The sequence below is a fragment of the Microbacterium sp. B19 genome, from assembly GCF_000333395.1.
In the GTDB taxonomy this organism is placed as follows: domain Bacteria; phylum Actinomycetota; class Actinomycetes; order Actinomycetales; family Microbacteriaceae; genus Microbacterium.
Map to the genome: position 1 here is coordinate 1 of NZ_BADA01000354.1, position 1,154 is coordinate 1,154.

2 protein-coding genes are annotated in these 1,154 nt (G+C 69.8%); both read left to right on the top strand.

Annotated elements, in window-relative coordinates; all coding sequences use genetic code 11:
• Positions 1–196 precede the first annotated feature (196 nt).
• Positions 197–913 (top strand): ABC transporter permease, encoded by a 717-nt coding sequence (locus I5G_RS22300; RefSeq protein ID WP_022879382.1) that lies wholly within the window; start codon positions 197–199, stop codon positions 911–913.
• 123 nt (positions 914–1,036) lie between these two features.
• Positions 1,037–1,154 (top strand): peptide deformylase (locus I5G_RS24770; RefSeq protein WP_368844384.1); only part of this gene is annotated, 118 nt, incomplete at its 3' end.

A 1,154-nucleotide genomic window follows, 5' to 3' on the forward strand; every position in this document is an offset into this window, starting at 1 on the left:
CTGCAGCGGGTGCGAGCGGTATCCGTCGCGGCCGTCGTACCGGGCGATCGCCCAGCCGCTGCGAAGCATGTGCGTGCCGGCATCCTCGCCGTTGACCTGGACGTATCGGAAGAGGCGCCCGTACTGGTCCTTGTCGTCGCGGCCGGGAACTGAGACGAGGACCGCGCCGCCGGGGGCGAGAAACGAGGTCAGCTCGGTGGTCGCCTGGTCGTATCCCCAGGAGCCCGACTCGGGAGCCCTGCTCGGCTATGCCGTGCCGCCGACGCTGTCCATGGTGATCGCGGCCATTCTGCTGTCCACCCTGATCGGCACGGCCGTGGGCATGCTCGCCGCCACGCGCCGCGGAGCGCTCGATCGGGGTCTGCAGATCTTCGCCACCCTCATTCAGTCGGTACCCGCGTTCCTCGTGGCGATCGTGCTGGCTGTCGTCTTCGCCGTGCAGCTGCGTCTGGTGCCGCCCACCGGGTACACCTCATTCCTCTCCTCGCCCGCCGGATGGTTCGCCTCGATCGTGCTCCCCGTGATCGCCCTCGCGGTGGCTTCGATCGCCACGATCGCCCTTCAGGTGCGAGGGTCGACGATCGACGTGCTCCGTCAGGACTACGTGCGCACCCTGCGCAGCCGCGGTCTGCCCACGCGCAGCGTCCTGCTGCGCCACACTCTGCGCAATGCCGCAGGGCCGGCACTGACCACGGTCTCGCTGAGCTTCATCATCGCCATATCGGGATCCGTGATCGTCGAGAAGGTGTTCAACATCCCCGGGATCGGCACGCAGGCGAACACGTCGGCGTCGAAGGGCGATCTGCCCGTCGTCATGGGCGTCGTCGCCGTCACGGTCGTGCTCGTCGTGGTCGTGAACCTCCTCGTCGATCTCGCACAGGGATGGATCAACCCGAAGGTGAGGGTGGCATGACCGCCAATCTCGTGCCCGGCGCCGCGAACGCGCTCTCGCTCGACGACGACACCGAGCCCCGCCCCGGCGTGATTCGCCGCCTGCTCCGCGACCCCGCCGCGGTCGTCTCGCCCCAGCGCGCCCATCGAGGAGATCGACGACGGCATCCGCGCCCTGGTCCGCGACCTCGTCGACACCGTCGAGCCGCCCGGCCGTGCCGGCGTCGCCGCGCCGCAGATCGGCGTGGGACTCCGCGCGTCAG